General features: G+C 52.4%; 24 protein-coding genes, 1 tRNA gene and 1 pseudogene. 9 read left to right on the forward strand and 17 right to left on the reverse strand.

Annotated elements, in window-relative coordinates; all coding sequences use genetic code 11:
- Positions 1-7: 7 nt before the first annotated feature.
- Both dmul_RS05670 and dmul_RS05675 read left to right on the forward strand, forming a co-directional pair.
- A complete protein-coding gene (locus dmul_RS05670; RefSeq protein WP_020877114.1) occupies positions 8-520 on the forward strand; it encodes a TRAP transporter small permease in 513 nt (170 codons plus the stop codon).
- On the forward strand, positions 517-1,821 hold the full coding sequence (locus dmul_RS05675; protein ID WP_020877115.1) for a TRAP transporter large permease: 1,305 nt from the start codon (positions 517-519) through the stop codon (positions 1,819-1,821). Before dmul_RS05670 ends, dmul_RS05675 begins: the two co-directional genes overlap by 4 nt.
- A gap of 27 nt (positions 1,822-1,848) precedes the next feature.
- Here dmul_RS05675 and moaA read toward each other — a convergent pair whose 3' ends face one another.
- From moaA to dmul_RS05755, 17 genes and pseudogenes are all read right to left on the reverse strand, one after another.
- On the reverse strand, positions 1,849-2,844 hold the full coding sequence (moaA, locus tag dmul_RS05680; protein ID WP_234979133.1) for a GTP 3',8-cyclase MoaA: 996 nt from the start codon (positions 2,842-2,844) through the stop codon (positions 1,849-1,851).
- 69 nt (positions 2,845-2,913) lie between these two features.
- Entirely contained in the window at positions 2,914-3,153 is a 240-nt protein-coding gene (locus tag dmul_RS05685) for a hypothetical protein (protein WP_020877117.1), read from the reverse strand.
- A gap of 60 nt (positions 3,154-3,213) precedes the next feature.
- Entirely contained in the window at positions 3,214-4,173 is a 960-nt protein-coding gene (locus tag dmul_RS05690; RefSeq protein ID WP_052018578.1) for a tetratricopeptide repeat protein, read from the reverse strand.
- Complete coding sequence (gene gspE, locus dmul_RS05695) at positions 4,174-5,907, reverse strand: type II secretion system ATPase GspE (RefSeq protein ID WP_020877119.1); 1,734 nt, start codon at positions 5,905-5,907, stop codon at positions 4,174-4,176.
- Between the two features lie 40 nt (positions 5,908-5,947).
- Positions 5,948-7,966, reverse strand: coding sequence for a type II secretion system secretin GspD (gene gspD, locus dmul_RS05700; RefSeq protein WP_020877120.1), 2,019 nt, complete (start codon positions 7,964-7,966; stop codon positions 5,948-5,950).
- A gap of 67 nt (positions 7,967-8,033) precedes the next feature.
- Positions 8,034-8,933, reverse strand: coding sequence for a type II secretion system protein GspC (gspC, locus tag dmul_RS05705; protein WP_020877121.1), 900 nt, complete (start codon positions 8,931-8,933; stop codon positions 8,034-8,036).
- A gap of 19 nt (positions 8,934-8,952) precedes the next feature.
- The gene (gene gspN, locus dmul_RS05710; protein ID WP_020877122.1) at positions 8,953-9,813 is read right to left on the reverse strand and encodes a type II secretion system protein GspN; all 861 of its coding nucleotides are present in this window, start codon (positions 9,811-9,813) and stop codon (positions 8,953-8,955) included.
- 20 nt (positions 9,814-9,833) lie between these two features.
- Positions 9,834-10,361, reverse strand: a complete 528-nt coding sequence (locus tag dmul_RS05715; protein ID WP_020877123.1) for a type II secretion system protein GspM — start codon at positions 10,359-10,361, stop codon at positions 9,834-9,836.
- Entirely contained in the window at positions 10,358-11,812 is a 1,455-nt protein-coding gene (gene gspL / locus dmul_RS05720) for a type II secretion system protein GspL (RefSeq protein WP_020877124.1), read from the reverse strand. Before gspL ends, dmul_RS05715 begins: the two co-directional genes overlap by 4 nt.
- Positions 11,805-12,902: a type II secretion system minor pseudopilin gene (locus tag dmul_RS05725; protein WP_020877125.1), complete on the reverse strand. Its 1,098-nt coding sequence runs from the start codon at positions 12,900-12,902 to the stop codon at positions 11,805-11,807. The genes gspL and dmul_RS05725 overlap by 8 nt, the downstream gene beginning before the upstream one ends.
- A 62-nt stretch (positions 12,903-12,964) precedes the next feature.
- Entirely contained in the window at positions 12,965-13,657 is a 693-nt protein-coding gene (locus dmul_RS05730) for a PulJ/GspJ family protein (RefSeq protein WP_020877126.1), read from the reverse strand.
- Between the two features lie 4 nt (positions 13,658-13,661).
- Positions 13,662-14,084 (reverse strand): type IV pilus modification PilV family protein, encoded by a 423-nt coding sequence (locus dmul_RS05735; protein ID WP_078081210.1) that lies wholly within the window; start codon positions 14,082-14,084, stop codon positions 13,662-13,664.
- Positions 14,065-14,439 carry a hypothetical protein gene (locus dmul_RS05740; RefSeq protein WP_234979132.1) on the reverse strand — a complete coding sequence of 125 codons (375 nt, stop codon included), beginning with the start codon at positions 14,437-14,439 and terminating at the stop codon, positions 14,065-14,067. The genes dmul_RS05735 and dmul_RS05740 overlap by 20 nt, the downstream gene beginning before the upstream one ends.
- Positions 14,440-14,496: 57 nt before the next feature.
- Positions 14,497-14,595, reverse strand: a pseudogene (locus dmul_RS21255) (prepilin-type N-terminal cleavage/methylation domain-containing protein); the annotation flags it as partial.
- A 5-nt stretch (positions 14,596-14,600) separates the two neighbouring features.
- A complete protein-coding gene (gene gspG / locus dmul_RS05745; protein ID WP_020877129.1) occupies positions 14,601-15,056 on the reverse strand; it encodes a type II secretion system major pseudopilin GspG in 456 nt (151 codons plus the stop codon).
- Between the two features lie 113 nt (positions 15,057-15,169).
- Positions 15,170-16,396 carry a type II secretion system inner membrane protein GspF gene (gene gspF / locus dmul_RS05750; RefSeq protein ID WP_020877130.1) on the reverse strand — a complete coding sequence of 409 codons (1,227 nt, stop codon included), beginning with the start codon at positions 16,394-16,396 and terminating at the stop codon, positions 15,170-15,172.
- A gap of 253 nt (positions 16,397-16,649) precedes the next feature.
- Positions 16,650-16,726: transfer RNA gene (locus tag dmul_RS05755), tRNA-Pro, on the reverse strand.
- A 57-nt stretch (positions 16,727-16,783) separates the two neighbouring features.
- Here dmul_RS05755 and dmul_RS05760 point away from each other — a divergent pair.
- The 7 genes from dmul_RS05760 (at position 16,784) to rodA (ending at position 24,334) form a co-directional block, all read left to right on the forward strand.
- Positions 16,784-17,728 (forward strand): S66 peptidase family protein, encoded by a 945-nt coding sequence (locus dmul_RS05760; protein WP_020877131.1) that lies wholly within the window; start codon positions 16,784-16,786, stop codon positions 17,726-17,728.
- Positions 17,725-18,801: a serine hydrolase domain-containing protein gene (locus tag dmul_RS05765; RefSeq protein ID WP_020877132.1), complete on the forward strand. Its 1,077-nt coding sequence runs from the start codon at positions 17,725-17,727 to the stop codon at positions 18,799-18,801. The genes dmul_RS05760 and dmul_RS05765 overlap by 4 nt, the downstream gene beginning before the upstream one ends.
- A 108-nt stretch (positions 18,802-18,909) precedes the next feature.
- Positions 18,910-19,953: a rod shape-determining protein gene (locus tag dmul_RS05770; RefSeq protein ID WP_020877133.1), complete on the forward strand. Its 1,044-nt coding sequence runs from the start codon at positions 18,910-18,912 to the stop codon at positions 19,951-19,953.
- 22 nt (positions 19,954-19,975) lie between these two features.
- On the forward strand, positions 19,976-20,794 hold the full coding sequence (gene mreC, locus dmul_RS05775) for a rod shape-determining protein MreC (RefSeq protein WP_159449709.1): 819 nt from the start codon (positions 19,976-19,978) through the stop codon (positions 20,792-20,794).
- A complete protein-coding gene (locus tag dmul_RS05780) occupies positions 20,791-21,309 on the forward strand; it encodes a hypothetical protein (RefSeq protein ID WP_020877135.1) in 519 nt (172 codons plus the stop codon). Before mreC ends, dmul_RS05780 begins: the two co-directional genes overlap by 4 nt.
- A 35-nt stretch (positions 21,310-21,344) precedes the next feature.
- Complete coding sequence (gene mrdA / locus dmul_RS05785; protein WP_020877136.1) at positions 21,345-23,192, forward strand: penicillin-binding protein 2; 1,848 nt, start codon at positions 21,345-21,347, stop codon at positions 23,190-23,192.
- A gap of 38 nt (positions 23,193-23,230) precedes the next feature.
- Entirely contained in the window at positions 23,231-24,334 is a 1,104-nt protein-coding gene (gene rodA / locus dmul_RS05790) for a rod shape-determining protein RodA (protein ID WP_040415875.1), read from the forward strand.
- The last annotated feature ends 134 nt before the right edge of the window (positions 24,335-24,468 follow it).

Genomic DNA, 24,468 nt, shown 5'->3' on the forward strand with positions numbered 1-24,468 from the left:
ACGGGGGGTGACACCGCCTCTCGGGTATCGGGACATGATCGATAAACTCTCAACGAGAATCAATCGGGTATTGGTCGCTCTGGGCGGGATCTTTCTTTTGGCGATGGTTCTGCTGACCTGCGGAAACATCCTGCTCCGTATCATATGGGTACCCATACGCGGCACCTTCGAGCTGATGGGCTTTTTCGGGGCTGTCACCGTCAGTTGTGCCCTGGGATACACCCAGATGCGTAAAGGGCATATTGCGGTGGATGTGCTGGTCCGGCGATTTCCGACCCGGATCGCCCGACGGCTGGATGGCATCAACCATCTGGTCTGCGCCCTCTTTTTCGGTGTCGCGGCCTGGCAGTTATTTGAAAAGGGCCAGGTCCTCTTCCGTACGGGGGAGGTGACGGAAACCTTGCGTATCATCTATTATCCCTTCACTTTTGGTACGGCGTTGGGGTGCGGCGTTTTATCGCTCATTTTGATTGGGCAGCTGATCAGGGTGTTGATGCCGAAGATGGGAGACGGAGCATGAGCCTTGCAATGACGGGCGTCGTCGGCATAGTTCTGCTGTTGGGCATTCTTTTTTTTCTGGGCATGCCGGTGGGCTTTGCCATGGGGGTTGTCGGCTTTTTAGGGTTTTGTCATGTGATTTCCCTTCAAGCCGGACTGAATATGCTGGGATCCGTGGTATGGGACACCTTTTCCAAATATGGGCTCACGGTGATTCCACTTTTCATTTTCATGGGTCAGATCGCTTTTCATTGCGGCGTCAACGAGAAACTTTACAAAGCCGCCTATGCGTGGTTCGGCCATATCCGCGGAGGCATCGCCATGTCGACCATCATGGCCTGTTCCGCTTTTTCGGCCATCTGCGGCTCCAATGTGGCGACGGCGGCCACCATGAGCACCGTGGCCTTGCCACAGATGAAAAAATATCGATATCATCCCCAATTGAGCACCGGCGCCGTGGCGTGCGGATCCACCCTTGGGGTGGTGATTCCACCCAGCGTGGTCCTGATCGTAATCGGACTTTCCACTGAACAATCCATTGCCAAACTCTTTTACGGGAGCATTGGTGCCGGAGTGGTTCTGGCCTTGCTGATGTTGGGAACGGTGGCATTGATCTGCCGGCGTCATCCCGACTGGGGGCCGGTGGGGCCGGCTACCGGATGGCGGGAAAAAATAAGATCGCTTGCCGGCGCGCTGGAGATGCTGGTGCTGTTTCTCCTGGTCATGGTCGGACTTTATCTGGGTGTCTTTACACCCGCGGAAGCCGGGGCCGCAGGATCGTTTTTCGCTCTCGTCATCAGTCTTTTCCAGGGTACTTTGACGTGGCGAAAATTTCTCGCTTCGGTGACGGACACCCTCGGGATCTCGTGCATGGTCATTACCATCGTCATGGGTGCCGTGATTTTCGGCCGATTCCTGGCGGTGACGCGCATTCCTTACGACATCGCCGGATGGGTGGTATCCCTTCCCGTACCCAAGGCAGGTGTCATGATGATTATCTTTTTCATCTATATCCTTGGGGGAGCGGTCATGGACGCCTTGGCCCTTCTGCTCATCACGATTCCGATATTTTTCCCGGTGGCCGTCGAACTGGGCTATGATCCCATCTGGTTCGGCGTCACCATCACCGTAGTGACCACATTGGGCGCCGTGACGCCTCCCGTGGGAGCGACGACTTACGTGGTGGCGGGAATGGCGGACGGCGTTTATCTGGAGGATGTCTTCCGGGGCATTGTCTATTTTCTTCCCGCGTATCTGATCTGCATCCTGCTTCTGATGGTCGTCCCCGAGGTGGTCACCGTGCTTCCCCGCTTGTTGAGGTGACGGCGGAGGAAAGCCGTAACAAGCGCCCTATCCGCCGATGGAGGACATAGTGGCCCTGATCTCTTCGGGCTCGCCGGTGTCGACGTGATGCTCCATGGGTTTGAATCGGACGGCCTGAAGGAACAGCTTGACAATATCGCCGTCAAGACATCCTTTTCGAATGATGCCTTTGAGATCCTCCTGGCGATCTGAGAGGAGGCATGGACGCAACTGTCCGCCGGCCGTGAGCCGAAGTCGATTACAGAGGTGGCAGAAATGGTTGCTGAGCGGTTGGATGATACCGATTTCTCCTTGGGCGTCCCTGAATCGGTATCGTTCGGCCGGACCGCCGTCAATATCCCTGCGGATCGGTACCAGTTCACCTAGAGGGCTGATGCGTTCGATGATCTCCGGAGCCAAAATGCGGACGTTCCTGTCAAGATGATGGTCTCCAATGGGCATGTATTCAATGAATCTCATATGGAAGGGATAGGTAAACGAAAGTTTGGCGATGTTGATGAGTTCATCATCGTTGATGCCTTTCATGGCCACGGTATTGATTTTGATGGGGGAAAATCCCATTGAATGGGCGGCCTCGATGCCTTCCCATACCCGAGAAAAACAATCGTATCCCGTGATTCTCTCGAAGCGTTCGGGATACAGGCTGTCAAGGCTGACGTTCAATCTCTTGATGCCCGCATTTTGAATCCGGGCAAGATTGTCCTTCAGAAGAACGCCGTTGGTCGTCAGAGAAATATCTTTCAACCCTTCAATTCTTCCCAATTCCGCGAGAAAATCATAGACCCCTTTCCGCACCAGAGGCTCCCCACCGGTCACGCGGATTTTGGTGATGCCGAGTTGAACACCAATCCGAACGATGCGGAGGATCTCTTCATAACGCAGAACTTCGCTGTGAGCGAGTCTTGGAATGAGCGCCCGAGGGGGCACACAGTACATGCACCGCAAATTGCATCGGTCGGTGATTGATACCCGAAGATAGGTGAGATTACGGTTGAACGAGTCGATAAGTCTGGGATGTTTCACGATCCGGCGTCCTTTCATGCGTCTCCTGAAACGCTAAGCATCATAACGGGTAAAGAAAAGGCGGCTCCTCTATTTATTTTCGGTTTTCAGCGAATTCAGGAACAGGCCGATGCCGCCCATCCATAACCCCAGGATCATGATCAACTCGAACGACGACATGTCACGCAGCCTGAATTGAATGCTTGAGACGATGCCGAAGAGAAGCATAGCCAGGGTGGTTGCGACCAGAATCCAACCCAGGGGATTTTTGGCGTTGTAAAAGATCATGCCGATATCGCCGTTGGTCCCCCCTGCGCCGCTCAATGTCATGATCGATATCCTCGGTGGTATAGTGAATGGATTTTGCAGTTACCCGCGACAGCGCCGGATCTAGAAAGAATAACGCAACGAAAGTAATGCGCCTCCCCGGGTAGGGGAAAGTGACAGATCGAGCTTGTAACGGGTACGGATATCGGAAATGAATCGTTCGGTCTGATCCTGGTTGTACTTGTGGGCGCTCGTGATCGAACCGTAAATGTTTCCACTGTAAAACCCAGATTCCACAAGCGCCAGAAGTCCGCCCAGTGCGGGATTGTCGTTTCGGAAGGCCGTGTAGGTTGCCAGCATCATTCCGCTGTTCAGAAAAAACGATACCAATGCATCCCGGTACCGTTCGCAGTAAAGGTATCCCAAACCCGGAATTACGGCGAGAGCGCCTGCGAAGCCGGGTTTTTTCCGGGAAATATTCTGATATTCCCCCATGGCATCGAAGAGCTCGGGGAGGCCGTAACGCTCTTGTCGTTCAGTGTCGATCTCATTGAAGGCGAGGGCGGCATTCTTCCAGAGTCCGGCTTCCAAAAGAACCCATCCCATTCGGTATCGAACCTCGTCTCTGATCTGGTGGGAATCGGTCAGGGCGGCAAGATTGTTGAGCGTGTTGACGGCTTGTCCCGTTGCACCCATGCGAACATAGCATTCGCTGATGCGGTAGTATGCCCGGAGAACGGTGTCGGATTCGGATATCGGCCGAGTCCCGTGTCGATCTGCAATCCGGGAAAAGGCCTCGACGGCATCCGGGTATCTTCCGGATCGGAAATAAGCCGTCCCGATCTGATACATCGCATCCACTACGCGGTCGTTGTCTGGGAAGAGGAAAATAAAGCGCTCATATTCGGTGACGGCGCGATCATAATCCGCCTTGTCAAACAGGTGTCCGGCAAAATCGAACTGACGGTCGGCGTCTACCTCCAATATCCGACCGGCCGAGGCGGGGCCGGACTGAACCAGCAGGAAACCGCACATCAGAAGGATAGGAACGGTGTACCCAGGATTGAAGAAAGACGGCCTCATTTACTGTTGCGTCACCCGGACGACCTCCTCAATGGTGGTCAATCCTTTGAGCACCTTCTGGATGCCGTCCTGCCGAAGCGTGATCATATCCTTGGCATGGCTTTTGATAACATTGGAATCAAAGGTCGTCAGAACCACGCTTTTGAGATTTTCATCCATCAGCATGATCTCAATGATGGCCACGCGTCCCTTATACCCCGTATGGAAGCAATTGGGGCATCCTTTGGCCTGGTAAATGGTATGATGCTTCAGAAGGGATTTGTCGATACCGATCCCTTCCAACATGATGTCACTGGGGGTATAAGGCTCCTTGCATTCAGGACACAGGACGCGAACCAGTCGCTGGGCCGCGACGGCGATAACCGATGACGAGATCAGAAAAGGCTCCACACCGATATCCACGAGGCGGGTAATGGCGCTGGCCGAGTCGTTGGTGTGAAGGGTCGAAAAGACGAGGTGGCCGGTCAGGGCCGACTGTACGGCGATATTGGCCGTTTCCCGGTCCCGGATCTCCCCTACGAGAATCACGTCCGGATCCTGTCGGACGATGGAGCGGAGGCCTCGCGCAAAGGTCAGATCGATTTTCGGGTTGACCTGGATCTGGCTGATTCCTTTCAACTGGTACTCGATAGGATCCTCGATGGTGATGATATTGATTTCAGGCTTGTTGATGGAAGAAAGCACTGCGTAGAGGGTGGTGGTCTTGCCGCTGCCGGTGGGTCCGGTAACGAGAATAATGCCGTTGGGCGCCGACATCAGTTTCTTCAGAAGATCGAGCCGCTCGGGGGACAACCCCAGTTCCGTCAATTCGAGTAAGGATGACGACTTGTTGAGCAGGCGCATAACGACGCGTTCGCCAAAGGCTGTGGGGAGCGTCGAGATCCGAACATCGATATCCTGGTCGCCGATTTTGACTTGGAGGCGGCCATCCTGAGGCAGTCGTTTTTCGGCGATATTCATGTTGGACATGACCTTGATCCGTGAGATCAGCGCTGCCTGAATGCCTTTGGGGGGAGTCAGCAGGTCGTAAAGAATGCCGTCGACCCGATACCGGATCTTGAAACTGTCCTGGTATGGCTCGATATGAATATCGCTGGCGCGGGCTTTGGCAGCCTGAGAGATGACGTGGTTGACGAGCTTGATGATGGGGGCGTCGCTGGTATCGTCCAGAAGGTCTGCGGTATCTTCGATGTCCGAAAGAATGAGGGATTCATTTTCCTCCATGTCCTGTACCAACTGCTCGGCGGAGTCCCGGTTCAGGTCGTAGGAAATGTTGATGGCCGAAAAAATAGCCTCTCGAGTGGAGAGGACCACCTGAACAGACTGTTTTCCAATAATCCGTATGACGTCGTCTATGGGTTGGAAAGATGTGGGATCGTTCACTGCGATGATCACCGATGGACGATGATTTCCGGCGTCGATGATTGCCTTGTCGGTCAATCCCTCCGGCCCTTCGTTTTCCAGGGGCACCATGACGTATTTTTTAAGAAACTGTATGGGAATGTTCTGGATGACCGTACTGCGTGAGTTGCCGACGGGAAGCCGCTCTATCACCGGAAGATCGTAGACGCCGCTTAAGGTTTCGAGCCACTGGGCCTCCGTCAACATTTTCTTTTTGATGAGAATCTCTCCAAGACTGCCGCCTTTCTCCGATTGGATCAGGCGCACCTCTTCAAGAGTCTCTCGGGAGAGGCCTGTTTTCTCATGAAGAACGTCAAGTAATGTTTGTTGCATGGGTTGATGGGTCTTTGGAATGCTTGGTCGCACAAGCCCGTCAGGGTTGGTCGAGCAGCTCCGGAATTGAGGGGACGGTATCGTAGTCACCTGTTTTTCTTTCATTATAGAGTTTAATGCCGCCCTCCTTGTCCGCTGCGTTGACCTCGTTTTGCTTCCTCTCCAAAATAACCGCCGCTTCCTCCCGATTTTTGACGACATGGGGGGTGAGAAAGATGAAAAGATTGGTTTTTTCCCTGCCCCGGTTCATGGATTTGAATGCCCATCCCAGGCCGGGAACATCCCCGAGACATGGAATCTTGCTTTGGGATTCCGAAAAGGTATCGTCGATAAGGCCCCCAATGACGATGGTGTTCGTGTCGTGGACAATGACCGTGGTGTTGACCTCCCGTTTGAAGGTGGTGGGGCGCTCGTCGCTGGAGGTGTTTGCGGCCTGGTCCAGCTTGGTGAGGGTCTGTTCGATTTTCATGCGAATGAGCCGGTCCTTGCTGATCTGGGGCGTCACCTTGAGTGTAATTCCAACATCTCGATATTCATAGGTATTATAGGTTTCCGAAGTGGATGTGGTACCGGTTTTGGTCTGGTAGGGCACGTTTTTCCCGACGTTGATAAAGGCTTCCTCATTGTCTGTGGTCAGCAATTGAGGCGTTGAAAGGATATGGGTGGACGTGTCTTTTCGGAAAAACTGCGCAACCGCCCCGATATTCTGGAAGGTGAGACCGCCGATTTCGATGGTTTCCCCGAAAACCCCCATGCTGAATCCCTGAGGCAACCCTACGGCTCCTGTCGCAGCGGCGCCGGCGATACCTCCCAGAATGGAATAGGGGCTGTCGCCGCCGCCGGACCAGCCGCCGCCCACCCAGGCATCCTTGCCGCTGCCGTATCCCACTTTGCCGCCGGCGATCCACTCGGTGCCGATACCGAATCCTTTGGTTACGTCCACTTCCATGATGAGTGCCTCAATATAGACCATTGCCCTGGGAATGTCGAGGCGTTTGATGATATCCTCGATGACCGCATATTCGTCTTTTTCGGCGGAAATGATGAGAGAATTGGTCGGCTTGTCCGAGGTGATCTGAACGGTTTCCGGTACAAGCGGAACGTCCTTCTTACCCGTATCTTTTTGTCCGCCGCCCTTGTCAGACAGGGATTGCAGGGTTTTGGCCAGATCCTCTGCGGTGGCGTGTTCCAGATAATAGACGTGAATGCCTTCGCTGCCCCGAGGGAGTTCCCTGTCCAGTCGACTGATCAGACGCCGGATTTTAACGCTGTCATCTTCGCTCGCCAGAATAATCACCGAGTTGGTGCGTTCATCCGATACGAATTTTGCGCCGTCATCCGGTGAAGACGGCTTTCTGGCGGTCTTCTGGGCTTGAAAGACGGTCGACAACGTTCGGACCATCTTTTCGGCATCGGCATTTTCGAGGGGGATAACGGAAATTTCCTGGCCTACGCCGACGACGTCGATGGTTTTGAGAATATTGATAAGCCGGATGATGTTCGAGTAGACATCCGTGATGATCAGTGTGTTGGTGGGTTGATAGGCCAGGATGACGCTGCTCTTGGATACCAGCGGCGCGAAAAGACGCTTGATATCTTCCGGATCGGCATATCGCAGGGGGATCAGTTGGGTCACGACTTTGTCATCCGGTGAGCGGACATCGTCTCGGAACAGGGTTTCGATATCGCGAGTGCGGGCATCGGGGGACGGGATAACCTTGGTGATTTCGCCGGATTCAACCGTTGTGTATCCGTGAACCTCCAAGACCGATTCGAAAACCCTGTAAGCCTCCTTGACGGAAATTTTTGAGGGGGAAATGATGGTGACCTTGCCTTTGACGCGTCGATCGATGATGAAATTGCGATGGGTCAATTCGCTGATGAATTTGATAAATACATTGATATCCACATCGTTGAAATCGATGGAAACAAAGCGTTCCTTGCCGTTCTCATTTCCACTTTGCGCGAATACGAACATCGGACATGCCAGAAACATCAATACGAAACTGATGGTACAGATCCGTATCCATCGCCTATTAAGCGTGTCGTAAGATTTCATGGTCAACTTGTTGGGCTCCCCTTCCCGTGGGTGGTCATGACAAGCGAATCAAAGATCGCTCGGGAAATTATTCGATCGTGTATTCAATCTGTCTCGGCCTACCTCTCCGCCTAACCTGAAGAGTGACATTTGAAGAGGACTTCAATTGGTTGTAAAATTTCATGGCATCGTCGACGGATTCGATATTCTGGCCGTCCACACTGGTAATGATATCACCGCTGCGAAGCCCCAACCGGGCGAAAATGGAGTCTCCCTGGATACGGGAGATGGTGAGACCGTCCGGTTTGCCGTTTCGAAAATGAGGCCGGATCTTGGCTTGATTCATCAGGCCGTTGAGATCGTTCATGGCCTCGCTGATCGTCTGGCGATTCAAGGATATCTGCTGGGATTCACTTGTTAACATGCCGGCAATTCCTGGAATCGCCGGGGCTCGGAGAGATGTATTTCCTGCCGGGAATTCGCCTGATCCCGTCTTTTCCATGGCCAGCACCTCGTCCTTGCCGTTCACTGTCAACACCACCTTTTCCCGAAGAATGCGTTTGATGGTTGCATTCATGATCGAATCGTTTTCCCGGTAGAGGTTTTGAAGGCGTTTTTGCTGATCCTCGATGACCGCATAGGTCTTTTCTCCTTCGCCGCTTACGGTTCCCCAGAGCTTCAGTTTTAGCTCGGTCTCCTTTAATTCCGAAATGTCGGTCTGCTCTGGAGAGGAAGCGGACGAAACCCTGACAAGATCCCCGGTTTTGAAAAGGTTGCGTTGTTCAATAACACTGTAGTCGCTCAACGGACGGAAAGGAACGGATTCCTGACGGGACTTTGAACTTTTGGCCGATAACGGGGTATCGGCCACATCTATCCCGGAAGTAACACCTTTGTAGAATGCGCTGACCCCGAGGTAGGCCGCCATTGTCACGAAAAAGAGGTTGATCAGCACGGCATAGGTTTTTTCAGTCAACGTGATATTCATTCGGATAGATGTACTCTTTTCACTGCAGTAAAAACTCAGGCGAGGCTATAGTACCTTTGATGATGAAAGGGAAGGTATTATTCCCGCCGCGATTCTGAAAAAGTATCGATATGGAACTGTCCAAACCCGAAATAAACGACGGATGGGGTTTAATGGATCCGACAAGGTCGAGTCCGCTCTCAGGATAGGGCGTCTTTATCCGGATTGTTCCCGACAAATTCCCGTTTATCTGGCTACCCTTTGCCGACAGGGCTTCGATGCGAAGCGTAGCGGCATCGTCCGCCGCCAATTTGGCATTTACCTCGGCAAAAGTCAAATCCTTCAGGCTTGCGCCAGGTATTTCAATATCCATGCGACAAGTCGAGGCCGTAAGACTGGCCGTGAATTGACCGGCGGCATCGGACCGTTCGAAGTCGATCAACCCGGAGAGCGTTCCATCAACAGGGGTTCGTGAAAGATGCTCGACGGCCGCCATGCGACCGATCTGAATCTCGGCGAGGTCCGTGTGCAGCGCCGTCAGCTCGCCGTTTCGATCCAGAATCATCCTCCCTTTCACATGTCCGTCATAGCATAGACCGAATATGGCGAATGCAGGCGAAGATCCGAATAATGTCCGTATTTCGGGGGTGATCCTCAGCTGTTCCAAAGATATCTGCAGCGGGTCTCCCTGGCCGAATACCACTCCCGATGCTTTGATTCCCGGTGGGAAAACCGGGGATATGCGTTCGATGGTGAGCGCTGTTCCGGGGTGGACCTGATGGAAGACGGAAATGACATTGGCTTCAATCGTCTTTGACGGAAAAAGGTGATAAAGGAAAAAAATCAGAACGACCGCTGTGTAAAGGCCGTAACACATCCATGCTTTGTGCTTTTTGAACATCGGAATTGTAAGGCTTTCTTTTATGCTTCGAAGGTTTCGACCTGGAGAATGACATCGATCATTCCTTCCGTTCCGGCCTTGGTGATGGAAATCCGTCGAATAAAGACCATATTTTTGGAGGTTTCCACCATGTGAAGATAGGGGGTCAGCTGCTTCATACCGATCCCCTGAAGCTTAAGTTCCACCATGGAGAGGTTGTAAGGACTGTTTTTCGGCCGCGACTTGGATGGCTTCATGTAAGCAATGTTGTCCTTGACCCGGGCTTCACCGGCCAGTTGGTCCAGGAAGGAAAACAAGGTGAAGCCCTGGGGACGATTGGAAAAGTTCTGCTTGAAGCGTTCGTTTTCATTCTTCAAGGACTCGTATTCCAGCTTCATGGCCTTCATGTCCGCAAGCGCCGCCTGCTTCTGACGCAGGGTCGTTTCAAGACGCGTTCGATGCGCCACGATAGGTGCGATGATGAATTCTATGGCGACAAACACGATCAAAAAGACCGCGGCTGCATAAACGGCATATCGTTCGCGTTTGCTGAGTCGGTTCAGATTCATAGATCCACCTTCATTTTAAAACGTATCCGGTTTTCGTTTTGATCTTTATTGGTCGAGTTGATGGTCACTTTTTTGAATAGATCGATTTTCTCCAGTCGCGTCTGGATATCGTCGACGGAATTGAATGTGTCCGTGTTTCCGGAGATCAGGACATCTCCCTGGTTGATCACCATGCGTGTGAATTCCACATCAATCTCCTCCGGAATCTGTTTGCTGATCTCTTCGAGAATTTGGATAGTCAGAACATGAGCGCCGGAATCTCCCGGAATGAAGGTGTCCCGACGGAGGTCCTCCATGGCGATTTTCATTTGGTGAACTGGATCCACGACCCTCTGAATTTCAGGGAAAGTGGATTGAAATATGGCGGTGATCTGCCGATCGATTCGTTCGGCTTTTCGATTGAGTGCGTGAGTGTCGATGAAGACGTTGAGGCCGAGAAGGCAAAGAAGGATTGCCGTAAACACCCCCAGCCGGATCAGGTTGCTTTTGTAAGCGGCCCAGTTTCGTTTTGCGGCAAAGGGGCCTCTGCGGAAATTGAGGAATTTTTTCCCCTCGATCTGGGCCAGGGTCAAGGCCAGGGCATTGTCGATTTCCCCCGATTTCCAGTTCTCTTCCGTCGCGATCTTGACTTTTCCATTGGCTTGCCGGATCAGGTCCACGGACGTCACCGAGAGCGAAAGCGTTTTTTCCAAAGCGCTTTTAATGTGTTCTGCCTGGCCGTTCAGACCCCGGCCCGTCAAGAAGGCCTGTTCAGGCATAAGCGGTTGTTGGGCGGTGTTTTCGAATGCCAGCAGGGTTTGTCTGATTTTTGCACCAAGTCCGTTGTCGCCGTTTTGGGAAGTGAAGGATGGAATGGATCGAATCAGGCTGATTTCTCCGGAGGTGATGAAAAAAAGCGTTTCCCGATCCCGTCCGATGTCGATGAGAATCCAATCCTGAGGTGGGTCGGCAAAACGGTTTATGCAGGAGACCGTTGAATAACCACCCGGGGTGAGAATCTGAGGATCGATACCGACGCTCGCGAAGATGTCAAGATAGACTTTAAGGGTCGACTTGAGGGCGGCGGCGGCAATGAGATTTGTTTCTCCTTTTTGCCCGGGGACCTGGATCGTCTGAAAGTCGATCACCAGGTTTTCGAGGGGATAAGGGATCGTCGGCTCCAGCTCGAAGGGCAGGACCTGGTCGATTTTTCTATCGCCTTTGAAGGGCACTTTGAGATTTCTGAAAGAGAATTCGTCGGCCGGGATGGCGGCAACGCAATAGACCTGGTCAATCTCCATACCGTTCTGGATAGCTTCCATGGCCGCTTTGAGGCCGGCGGCCCGATCGACGGTATCGGGTATGGGGACGCTTAAAAAACGCTCCAGCTGGATTTCCCGAAGCGTGCTGGAGACGAGAACAGCGGTTACATTGTCATATCGGACGTCAAGTCCGAGGAATTTTCTACTCATCTTTTGATACCTGCCACCGCAGGACCCTGCAGGTCCATTTTCCGGTCTTTTTTTCTTGTTCTCGGTGAACGACGGCGATCACGGTCTCCTGGGTGCCGTTCAATTCCGCAGTGGATTGAATACGAAAAAAGTCGCTGGAATTCCGGATAAGCTTGGGATCGATGGTGAAATCGCTGGGAATTTCCGGGACGTTTTTGTACCAACCGTCTCCAGAGAGATCATGGACAAAGGTCTCCCCGTCCTTTTCACTGCGATAGTCAAACACAGCCTGGGCATAGTCGGCGTTTTCCGAGGGCATCATGGCGATCAGCACGGGAAGATCAGCGGTGTTGAGATTGATGCCCCCTTCATAGGCAAAGTCTTTTCCATCGACCTCCTGGGAAGACTGGGTCATGCCGTAAACGGTCACGAAGGTTTCCAGCCCGGACAGGTCTGTCCCACGAAACAGCTCCGGCGTGATTCCCTTGACCCGGGTAAGTTCGTTTGTATCCATGAAAGGCCCGTTGGCGGGTTTGTAGGGTGGATCAAGCGCCTGATAATACTCCGCCTCAGCTCCGTTTAGACCGGTTGTAGCATCATCGTCTCCCGAGTCGAGCCAATCTTTGATTGAATTGATGATGTCCGTTGCCTCTATATCTTTGAACGTGTCTTCGTCCCGGGCGATCAGAAGCCGGGTGAAACGGTCCCACATGATCTTCTGGGATTCGTTGAAGTGTCGTCCCTTCGGGAAGTCGACCAGTGCGTTTACCTGTATTTTTCCAAGCTCGTCGGCGATGGTGACGGTGATCCCGCCGTCGTCAAAAGGGATCTCCGCGATTACCTCGTTGATTTTTTCCGGATTGGCCCAATCCTCTTGAATGGAGTCGATTGTGGATTCCCCTTTGTCCTTGACGAGCATGGCCATGGCGGCGTGGATTCCCGATGATGCCATGAGGGAGAGGGTTGTTCGGTCTCGGGTCGCAGCAGCGGAAACGACCGCCGCCCGTACTCGCCGGTTGAGTTCCAGTCCTCCGGCTATCAGAACGGTGATGACCGAAATCGTTATTAAAAGTGCCATGCCCTGGCTGTTTTTGAGAATATTGTCTTCCATTGACTTCCTTGGGTCGGATCTGCCTGATCGATGACGCCAACCATCTGTCGGAGGTGCCATCGTCAATCCCGCGGCTCCCTGACGACGGGAAAGCTTACCATTGTTTCGAAAAAAAAGGAAACGCTATCATCACCGATCTCGCCCTGTATCTTCACTGCCGCCGGGGTAGCATACTTAAATTGTCGAGACTCGGAGTCCCATGTATCATGCTCGGTTCCTTCATGATCGTAGTAAAGAAATTTGATCGATTTCAGGTTCTCGACCAAAATGGGATCATTTCCGGTATTCTCTGTATCCGGATAGGGTGACAGATGATCCGCTCGCTTGAGCACATAACGATCGTTCTCTATATGTTGGACATAATAGACGATCTGAGCGATGCCCGGGGTGCGGTCCTTTCCCATGGGCATGTGGGCGAATGATGCAAAACGGAGCCGCGCGAAGCCGTCGCTTCCCAGGGCGTCTTGATCTCCGACGATCCGGTAAGGGTCGGGCGGATCGTCCCCTTTCGGAGGCTGATATCCAGGCGGGAGCGTTATGCATGCGGATGTGATGTCGGCGGTCATTCGCTCGATAGCGCCGCCGATCATCTCGTAAGATGTCATATCGGAATGAATCCTGTCGGTTGTGGAAAAGACAACGCGGTAGGAACCGAAAACGGTCGTGACGATAATGCTGAATATAAAGATGGCTATCAGAATTTCGAAAAGTGTAAAACCGGCGTGGTGAAACCGATTTTTAATGGTTTCGGCCATCGGGCTACTCTCTGTCCGGTATCATTCGATAGGTCCTGATGCGATAGTTCGACTCGTTTTCGTTGAGCGAAATAGTGATTTCGATCATTTTGAGATTTTTTCCGGATTCTCCCAGGTATTCCGATACGACATCCTCAATCGTTACCTCCCAGGTATATCCGGGATAATCCGTGCCGAAATCGCCGTTTCCGGAATCCCGACTATCCGGATCGATGGCGACGGCAGTCAAACGAGCCTGAGCCAGCAGCGGCGCGAGGGTGTGAAATCGAACGGCGTTGTTCATGGATATGGTCTGCGCGTGCAGCCGGTACACGGCGACCAGCACGATGGCCATGATCGCCATGGCTGCAATGACCTCCAGAAGTGTGAATCCTCGGGTGGGTTCCGATCCCAATAGATTTGAGTGTTCAGTTTTTAAATTCCACATAGGTGTCGTAAATCTTGAGATCCGCAAGAAACGGCTCGATCAGCAGGGTCAACTGTCGATCGTCTTTCTCCTGGAGATGAATCATGACCCTGTCTGAATAGCCTTTAGGATAAAACCGCACCTCCGCCTGGCCAAACGAAATTTTTTCACCGTCCGGAAATTCAACGTCCAATATTTCCATCCCTTCGGGGAATTCATATCCTTGTTGCCGGGCGTTCTCCAGATCCTCCTCACTCATGCTTTCATTGGTAGACCACATGGTCCCGGTCCTCATCTCTACATGGAGGGTGTGGATCTTCCGATGCTTGACGGCATCCTGGCGGAGCATTTTAACTGTATAAATCACCCACCGCATCGATTTCTCGCTGTCGTCGCGCAGAACAGATCCTTGGAATCGCGGAAAGGAGAAAAAGAGAAGGATGCTGATAAGGGCAATGACCACGATCAGTTCAATGAGCGTGAAACCTTGTTCTGAAGGCACAGGCTCAGCAGGACGACGCCTTTCGGACATCGAAGCTATTCGATCTCCCAATTGTTGATGTCCTTATCCTCGCCCTCGCCTTCGGGCACGCCGTCGGCTCCGTAAGAGGTAATGTCGTACTCACCGTTGATCCCAGGGCTGAGATAGATGAAATCGTTTCCCCACGGATCGAGGGGGACTTTTCCTTTTTCAAGATATCCGCCGCTTTTCCAGTTCTTCGGTATGTTGCCGGTTTCCGGCGGCTCCACCAGCGCTTGCAATCCCTGTTCCGTCGTGGGATAAAAACCGTTATCCAGTTTATAGAGCTTCAAGGCTGTTTCGAGGCTTTCGATCTGAATTCGGGCCTTCATCTGTTTGGCCTCCCCCGGCCGACTCATGATCCTGGGTACGATCAGTCCGGCCAGAATACCCAGAATAACAATGACGACCATCAGCTCAATAAGTGTGAATCCGTTAATTTCAGTTGTTTTTTTAAAGAAACGTTTGTGCATTCGTCCTCCGTTTTTACAGATCCGGTTCGAGAAGTCGTTTTAGAAGCGATAAGATATCCTGATCGCGTCGTCGTTAAGGGGCTTTGATTCACAATGGGTTCATTATGATTCGCCTATCGGATCAACTCGTTCATTTCAAAAATCGGCAGGCATATTGACAGGACGATAAATCCCACGATCACAGCCATGAAAAGGATCATGACAGGTTCCAGAAGAGCAGTCAAACTCATGACCGTGGCCTCAACCTCGTTTTCGTAGACGTCGGCGACCTTGTTCAGCATGTTTTCCAATTCGCCGCTTTGCTCGCCCACCATGATCATCTGGACGGAAAGGCCTGGGAAAAGGCTGGTGGCGGCGAGAGATGCACCGAGCCCCTGTCCCTTTCCGACCTCTTCCGCGGAACTGGATATGGCTTGAGAGAGCAGAACGTTGCCAACGATATTCTGGACAATACCCAGTGCGGCCAGCATGGTGACGCCATTCTCGAGAAGCGAGCCCATGGTCCTTGCGAACCGGGCCACGGCCATTTTCTTGAGGAGGATTCCGAAGGCGGGCATGTTCAGAAGGATACGATCCCAATGGTAGCGACCTTTTTCGGTCTTTTTGATCCGGAGGATCGCCGCGACGGTGCCCAGGACCAGGGCACCGATGACCCACCAGTAGGCGGTGCAGAATTTACTGATGGCGATCAAGACCTGAGTCGGGGCCGGCAGGGTCTTGCCCATGTCTGAAAAAATGGAGGCGATACTCGGCACGATAAAGGTCAGAAGAAAGAACAGGACCAGCACTCCGATAACGGCCATGAGGATCGGATACGCCAAAGCGGACTTGATACGACTGTTCAGGGCCTGTTGTTTTTCGGTGATGTCGGCCAGACGATCCAATACGATCTCGAGCGTGCCTGAAGACTCTCCCGCCCGAACCATATTGATATAAACCGGAGAAAATATACCTGAGTAGGTGGAAAGCGCGGCGGCAAAACTGTTCCCCTCAACAATGGCGTCCTTGATCTGGGCGAGAACGCGCTTGAAGCCCTGGGACTTGGTATACGGGATCAGGGTGTCCAGAGCGGAAACCAGTGGAAAACCGGCGCCGACAAGGGTTGACAACTGTCGGGTCATCATGCAGATTTCGGAGGGTTTTACCCGGACGAAAGATCTGGAAAGACCGGAAAACCAGGATGCTTTTTCAACAGGTATCTCATGGGTTTCCTTGATGGATACGGGATATATTCTGGACCCTCGCAGCTTGTGCCGGGCGGATTGAACGCTTTCAGCGTCAACGATACCTGAAATTGTTTTGCCTTTGATGTTTAAGGCCGTGTATTCATAAACCGGCATGTTGGATATCCCTCAAAGAACGATGACGATTGAATACCGAAAGTTGAAAATGATATACCATATCTGTGTTGAAGCCGCTTTTCAAGGAATTTTGTCACCGGGAATGGTTTGAGACGTGTTTGACAGCCGTCCGACCGGAACCGGGCTGGAGAGCGATGACGGCGGTGATAAAAATCTTGCGAGTTGAATGCCAAACACGGTACATAAATAAAAAAGGGCCGTCACTGCGGCCCTCTTTTTGTGTAATCCGTGTTGGTCGGGGCGAGAGGATTTGAACCTCCGACCCCTTGAACCCCATTCAAGTGCGCTACCAGTCTGCGCTACGCCCCGACGCGTTGGGGTAATTACTATGGATGATGATGAGTGTCAATAGGAAATGTGAATTTTATGACAGATGTTGTTCAGCGGCGGACCGTAGTGCCGCGGCGTCTCGTGCAGGGCGACGCCGTCGGTATCGTTGCGCCCTCGAGCGCTTTTGAGGAGGAAAAGTTCCGGCAGGGAATTGAAACGATTCGCGAGATGGGCTTTTTACCCGTAATTCCGGAAGAGCTGTTCCTCAAAAAAAGGTATCTTGCAGGTACGGATGACCACCGGGCACGGTTGATCAACAGGATGTTCGCCGATGACGACATCAAGGCGATTTTCTGCGCCAGAGGGGGATACGGTGCGAGCCGTCTCCTGCCCTATCTCGACTGGGAGACCATTTGTACCCATCCAAAAATTTTCGTGGGGTTCAGCGATGTCTCTGTGCTGCTCTCGGCATTCTACACCCGGTGCGGCCTGGCGACTTTTCACGGTCCGGTGGTTACGTCTTTGGCCGATGCCGACCAAGAGACAAAAATCATGCTGAAAGCTGTCATATCATCCGGTGCCCCGGTAATCCATGAACCCCCCCGTCCGATTGTGATCCGATCGGGGATTGCAAAAGGGGGGGTTGTGGGCGGCAACCTCTGTACCCTGTGCCACCTCGCCGGAACCGCCTTTTCACCCGATACGGCAGGCCGAATTCTGTTTCTGGAAGAATGTGGGGAGCCGCCTTACAAAATCGACCGCATGTTGAACCATTTGAAAATGTGTGGTTGGTTTGACGCCCTAGAAGGGTTCATGCTCGGCACCTTCGATCGGTGCGACAACGAGGAAATCATTCGCCAAATTGTCGAGGAGACGGTGGCGAACGCCGCCTTTCCGGTCATGGGGGGGTTTGAGATCGGCCATGGGCGTCGAAACCGAATCCTTCCCATCGGCATCGAGGCGATTCTCGACACCCGGCACGGGCGCCTGTCGTTTTGCGGCTCGGCCACGTTGCCTGCGGATGAGGAGGTCGGAAAGTGAATCCCGTGCATCGCCGGATGACAGCCGGTTTGGAAGCCGGGATTTTCCCCGGAGCGGTTCTCCTGGTAGCCGAGGGAGAACGCATTTTATTTCATCGCGCCTATGGCGTGGCAAGTATCTTTTCGGGCGGTCCGGTAAGAACCGATACGCTTTTCGATCTGGCTTCCCTGACCAAACCCCTTGCAACAGCCGCTGCCGTTATGAAGCTTCTGGAAAAACGCGGCCTGGCCTTTCACGATCCCATAATAAAAATTTTACCCGAATTTGCGCACACGGACAAAGATGGGATTACCATTTTCCAATTACTGACCCATACCTCCGGCCTGCCGGCTTATCGGCCCTATTATCGGATGTTGCGGCATATACCGCAGAACGGCCGCAAATCCGCCTTGAGACATCTTCTGCAAGCCCAGCCTCTGGCCGACAGGCCTGGACGGAACACGGTCTACAGTGATATCGGATATATGATTCTGGAGTGGTTGATCGAACGATTTGCACAAACCTCTCTGGACGACTATCTCAAGACAGCGATTTATGGGCCCTTGGCCGTCGACAGCCTTTTTTTTCCGGGGAAGGACGGGATTTCGTTCCCGAAAACTGTTGCGGCTACGGAATTCTGCCCGTGGCGGAACGTCCTTCTCGTGGGGCGGGTTCATGATGACAACGCCGACCTGGTCGGGGGCTTATGCGGCCATGCCGGGCTTTTCGGCACGGCCCAGGGGGTCCATCAACTTCTCTGCCATATGCTTTGCGTTTACCAGGGAGGGGATGGGGTGTTTCGAAGGGACCTGGTAGAACCGTTCTTTTCGCCCTGCAGGTTTTCGGGGCGACCACCGGGGTTTGATCGTCCTCAAGGTCCGTATTCCAGTGCCGGCCGATATTTTTCACCGAATACCATTGGGCACCTCGGGTTCACGGGCACCTCCTTCTGGATGGATCTGGACCGCCGAGCAATCGTCGTCCTTCTGACCAATCGCGTGCATCCTTCCCGCGACAATCTGGGCATCAGAGCATTCAGACCACTGTTGCACGACGTCGTGATGAATACGTTTTTTCGTTGCGGCGACACGTAAGATCACTCCAAAAATAAGCTTGTAATGGTGATACAATTTTGATAGCAATACAAAATTTGAAGTTTACGGATTCACCGAAAGCTAATATCGCGTCGGATACGGGGTAATATGGGTCTTTTTTTCGATTCTCTGCTGGGCATTTTCTCGAGTGATCTTGCCATCGACTTGGGAACCGCTAATACACTGGTTTATGTTAAGGGTAAGGGTATCGTGCTGAGCGAACCGTCCGTGGTTGCCGTGCGAACAGACAACCGGATGAAAAACCGTGTTCTGGCTGTGGGTCTCGAAGCAAAAAATATGCTGGGTCGGACTCCGGGCAACATCGTGGCGATCCGACCTATGCGGGACGGGGTGATTGCCGATTTCGAGGTGGCCGAGGCCATGATCCGCCATTTCATTCACAAGGTTCACAACCGGCGAACTTTTGTCAGACCCAGGATCATTATTGCCGTTCCCTCGGGTATCACTCAGGTGGAAAAGCGTGCCGTGAAAGAATCCGCAGAGTCTGCCGGCGCCCGTGAAGTATTTCTCATCGAGGAGCCCATGGCGGCCGCTATTGGAGCGGGACTGCCCATCACTGAGCCGACCTGTAATATGGTGGTCGACATCGGCGGCGGCACCACAGAGGTGGCCGTGATTTCTCTGGCCGGAATTGTTTACAGCCGTTCCATACGGGTGGCGGGAGACAAGATGGACGCCGCCATTATTCAGTACATCAAACGCAAATACAATTTGCTTATCGGAGAACAGACTGCTGAAACCGTCAAGACGACCATCGGAAACGCATATCCGGATCCCAATGACATTGAAACAATGGAAATCAAGGGGCGGGACCTTGTGACCGGCGTCCCGAAGATTCTGACCCTCAACGCGGAAGAGATTCGGGCGGCTATTTCCGAGCAGATCGACGCAATTGTCGAAACGGTCAAGATCGCTTTGGAACAGACACCTCCGGAACTCTCGGCCGATATTGTCGACAGGGGGATTGTCTTGACAGGGGGAGGCGCACAGTTGAAGCATCTCGACAAACTCCTCCGGGAAGAAACGGGACTCCCCATTACTATCACCGACGACCCCCTCTCCACCGTGGCCCTCGGTTCGGGGAAGGCTCTCGACAGCATCGAGATTCTTAAACAAGTCGTTATTATCTAATGATATGTTTTCCAGAAAAACCGTGGTCATTAGCGGCGTCGCTCTCTTTTTCATCCTCAATGTATTGCTGCTCTCCTTTTCGATGCGCAACCGGCATTCCTCCTATGGGACGGAACAGACCACCATCTCGATTACCGGACCGTTTCAGAATGTTATCAGTTTTGCCATTCGCTTCATAAAACAGATCTGGTCGCATTATTTTGCCTTGATTTCAGTCGCGGAGGAAAATGAGCGTCTCAAAGCGGCCTTGGGTCGTGCGATCGAGAGGTCCAACCGATGCGAGGAAGTAGAGTTGGCCAATGACCGTCTTCGCACGCTGCTGGACTTTCAGGAAACCCTGTCTCAGAAGGTTGTGGCGGGTGAGATCATCGGCAAAGATCCGTCCCCCTGGTTTCGGAGTATCATTATTAACAAAGGAAAACGGGACGGATTGCGGACTTCCCTGCCGGTAATCGTTCCCGAAGGTGTCGTGGGGATCGTTGCCGATGTTTCCGAACGGTATGCCAAGATCCTGATGCTGATCGACCAGAACAGCGCGGTTGACGCCCTTGTCCAGCGTAATCGTGTACGAGGTTTGGTCAGGGGAGAGGCAAAGGACATATGTTCTCTGGAGTATGTGCTGTATCGCCATGATCTCAGGGAAGGCGACATCGTGGTGACATCCGGACTGGACGGCGTATTTCCCAAAGGACTTCGGATCGGTACCATTTCCCAGGTGATCAAGCAGAATTCAGGAATTTTTCAAGAGGTCGCCGTTGTTCCCTTTGTAGATTTTGAAACCATCGAGGAAGTACTGGTCATTTTGTCCGCGCCTTCATACGAATCGTTTTATGGCAAATGAATTACGGCTTTTATCTGTTTGTCTGCCTGTTTTTGACGATCTTCCAGACGGTCGTCATCTTAGAAGTGCTGCCCTCCTATCAATGGTACGACCTGTTTATTCCTTTTATTATTTACCTCGGGATGATGCGACCGTTTTTCGAGGTAATCCCTTTTGTTATCCTGAGCGGGTTGATCGTGGACAGCCTGTCAGCAGGACCGTTGGGTTTGTATGTCACCAGTTATCTTTGGATATTTGCCCTGACACGATATGTCAGCGGTGTGCTCGTGGTGGGGCACTGGATGTGCCTTCCGTTTGCAGCGGCAACCGGGGTTTTAATCGAAAATTTCGTTATCCTGGGTGCCTGTGTTTTTCTGGATCGAAAATTTCAAGTGCCCAGAACGTCGGTTCGAATCGTTGCCGAACAGGTGGGTTGGGCCGCTGTCAGCGGTGGTTTCATTTTCGCGGGGATCAAAATCGCGCACAGACAGTGGCGGGAGTGGTTTGGAAATGTGTCCTTTGACAAAAAAAGTTAGGCATCCCACGACCTCACGACTTTCAGATCCGATTCATGAGATTATCGCTTAAAGCCGTTGGCAGCGAGTGGTACAAGCATCGTTTGACCTTTGCCGCCACAATGATACTTTTCGCATTTATGATTCTTTTCGTTCGCCTGTTTTATCTTCAGGTGGTCGAAGGCGAGGAGTTTAGACGATTGTCTCAAAACAATTGCATCCGTCTGCGCGGGATCAGCCCGTCAAGGGGGATTATTCTTGACCGCAATGGATCGATTCTCGTAGACAATAGACCTTCCTTCAACCTGAGCATCATTTCCCGGGATGCTAAACCGGTGGCGGAAACACTGGAAAGACTTCTGCAGTATGTGCATATACCGGAGGAGAGAATTGCGGCCGTCCTCGACCGACAAAACGGAGCGAAGACTTATGACCCTGTTCTCCTCAAAAAGGATATGAACCGCGATGAACTCGCAGCGGTCGAGGTTCACAAGTTTGACCTGCCCGGAATAGTCGTGGATATTCAGCCGAAGCGCCATTATATATCTCGACATGCCGCACATTTGATTGGATATTTGGGCGAAATAAGCCTTGACGAACTGAAAAGCGGCAGGTTCCCGGGCAGCAAGAGCGGGGATTACGTCGGCAAGTACGGTGTCGAAAGAACTGCCGAGACATACCTCAAAGGAAAGGCCGGCGGTAAGCAGGTCGAGGTCAATGCCAGAGGCCAGGTGGTCCGAACGCTGCTGACTGTCGATCCGGTTTCGGGGGATAACCTCTGGCTGACCATTGACATCGAACTCCAAAAAAAGGCCGAGGTCCTTATGGACGGTCTGGTGGGCGCCGTTGTGGCGATCCGTCCGGATTCCGGGGAAATTCTGGCCATGGTCAGCAGCCCGTCCTTCAATCAGAGCGGTTTTGTGGACGGTATGTCCCGCGAAGAGTGGCGGGATTTGGTTTCCAATCCCTTCCACCCTCTGCAGAACAAGGCGATCAACGGTGAATATCCGCCGGCGTCTACCTACAAGATCGTCACTGCGATGGCTGGTTTGGAAGAAGGTGTTATTGACGCTCATACCACATTCTTCTGCCCGGGATACTACCCATTTGGAGACCGGATTTTCCGATGCTGGCGAAAAGGAGGGCACGGCGCCGTCAATGTTCAGAAGGCTCTGGCCGTCTCCTGCGACGTCTTTTTTTATCAAACGGGGCAGAGGCTTGGCGTCGATCGTCTCGCCCGCCATGCCGGGAGTTGCGGACTCGGTCAACCCACTGGAGTGGCTTTGAGTCATGAGTCATCGGGGCTGATTCCTACGTCGGCCTGGAAAAAGAAACGGTTCGGCATCCCATGGCAAAAGGGAGAAACCTTGTCCATCGCCATTGGGCAGGGGTATAATCTCGCCACACCCTTGCAAATGGCGGTTTTGGCGGCGGCGATCGCCAATGGAGGAACGTTGTACCGCCCTGAAATCATCAAAAAGCGGGAGAATGCTCTTGGCGAGATTGTCTATGAATGCAAAAAAGAAGCGATCAGACAGTTGCCTGTCAGTGCCGGGACGCTTGAAATTTTAAAAAAAGGCCTATGGGATGTGGTAAACAGCTCTCATGGAACGGCGCGACTTGCGCGCATAGATGGGATCGACGTCAGCGGCAAAACCGGAACTGCCCAGGTATTCAGCCGGAAAAATGAGGATACCTCATGGAAAGAGATCACTCTGGATCATCTTAAACCCCATGCCTGGTTTATCGCCTATGGTGCACGACATCCGGATAAAATTGCGGTTTCCGTTATCGTAGAGCATGGAGAACATGGATCGGGCACGGCGGCACCGATCGCAAGGGAAGTTATACGGGCCTATTTCAATCAGGCCTCGAAGGGCAATTCCGCTTCTTCGGAAAGATGAACCAAACTTCAGGGAAGGAATGTCCATTGCAACCCGTGATGGTTGATCGCCGATTGATTCAGCATTTTGATTGGGGTCTGCTGTTGCTTACGGTGATCATTTGCACCATGGGGCTTCTATCGCTGCACAGCGCCGTCTCGGCCGGTCTTGACGGCGCGGACCGCTCTTTTTTTTTAAAGCAGATGGTCTGGTACGGTGCCGGCTTTGTCACCATAGGGTTCGTCATGGTGGTCGACTACCGGAACATCGATCGGTGGTCGTATATCATCTACGGTGGAATCATCGTAATGCTTATCGGTGTGTTGGGGTTCGGAAAACTTGCCGGCGGCTCAAGGCGGTGGTTGGTTTTGGGACCGGTTTCCATACAACCGTCGGAGATGGCCAAACTCGCCGTTATTATCATTCTGGCGAGGTATTTCTCCCGGCGGGTTAAACCGCAGGGGTTTTCCCTCCGGGAACTGATTTACCCTTCCATATTAATTCTCCTTCCGTTTCTCCTCATCGTCAATCAGCCCGACCTCGGAACGGGGCTTACGGTTATACTCATTTCAGGGTCAATGACCCTTTTTGTTAAGATTGAAAGACGCACATTCATATTTTTGGGCCTACTCGGTTCGATTGCCATGCCGATGGTCTGGTTTTTTCTGAAGGAATACCAGCAGCAGCGAATATTAACTTTTTTAAACCCGAACCGTGATCCGCTGGGTGCGGGATACCATATCATACAGTCCAAGATAGCCATCGGATCGGGAATGATGCTGGGAAAAGGATTTTTAAAAGGAACCCAGAATACCCTATCTTTTCTACCCGAGCAACACACTGACTTTATCTTTTCGGTTTTGGCTGAGGAGTGGGGGTTCATCGGTGCATCCATGACCGTCCTTGTCTATCTGACATTAGTCATTTTAGGACTCAACATCGCCTATCGATGTAAAGATCCTTTTGGAACGATCCTCTCTTTCGGCATCGTGGCGCTCATTTTTTGGCAGACGTTTATCAATCTGGGAATGGTAATGGGCCTCCTGCCGGTGGTCGGCATGCCGCTTCCCCTCATCAGTTACGGTGGATCATCGGTTATTACGATAATGATCTGCATCGGCATGCTGATGAATGTCAGTATGAGACAATTCTCTCCGGATTGATGCCGGACAGTATCGCCATCAGAAAATTCGAGTGCGATAGTTGATGGAATGCTTGTTTTTAAAGGCGATAAGACGCCCGTCGAATGCAGCCTTTATTAAGAAGCATTTTGCAAAAAACCTTTGACAAATTCATC

The sequence above is a fragment of the Desulfococcus multivorans genome (genome assembly GCF_001854245.1).
Taxonomy (GTDB): Bacteria; Desulfobacterota; Desulfobacteria; order Desulfobacterales; family Desulfococcaceae; genus Desulfococcus; species Desulfococcus multivorans.